The organism is Shewanella sp. T24-MNA-CIBAN-0130 (assembly GCF_040310185.1).
GTDB classification, from domain to species: Bacteria; Pseudomonadota; Gammaproteobacteria; order Enterobacterales; family Shewanellaceae; genus Shewanella; species Shewanella psychromarinicola.
Genome location: NZ_JBEOPP010000452.1, coordinates 1 through 251, shown reverse-complemented (window position 1 = coordinate 251; position 251 = coordinate 1). Strand labels below are relative to the sequence as shown.

Sequence of the window (251 nt, the reverse complement as noted above, 5' to 3'; positions counted from 1 at the left end):
CTCATCACCGACGGGACGTAAGCAGTTTGCGGTGTTGCCTGACAGCCAGATGGATCACATGGGGGTTCAGTCTTTCACAGAAATGAAGAAGGAAACGCCTGCGTCATCGAATGCTAAGTTACGTGAGCAGGTGCAATGTGTCGCGGATACGATTATTGCGGTGTTGCCGGATAAATACCGTAACCAAGATTGGGAAATCGTTTTGTTTGACGACGAACAGGTCAATGCGTTTGCCTTGCCGGGTTATAAAG

General features: G+C 49.0%; 1 pseudogene. It reads left to right on the top strand.

What is annotated here, in order from left to right:
• Nucleotides 1-251: pseudogene (locus AAEZ02_RS23100) on the top strand (M48 family peptidase); the annotation flags it as partial.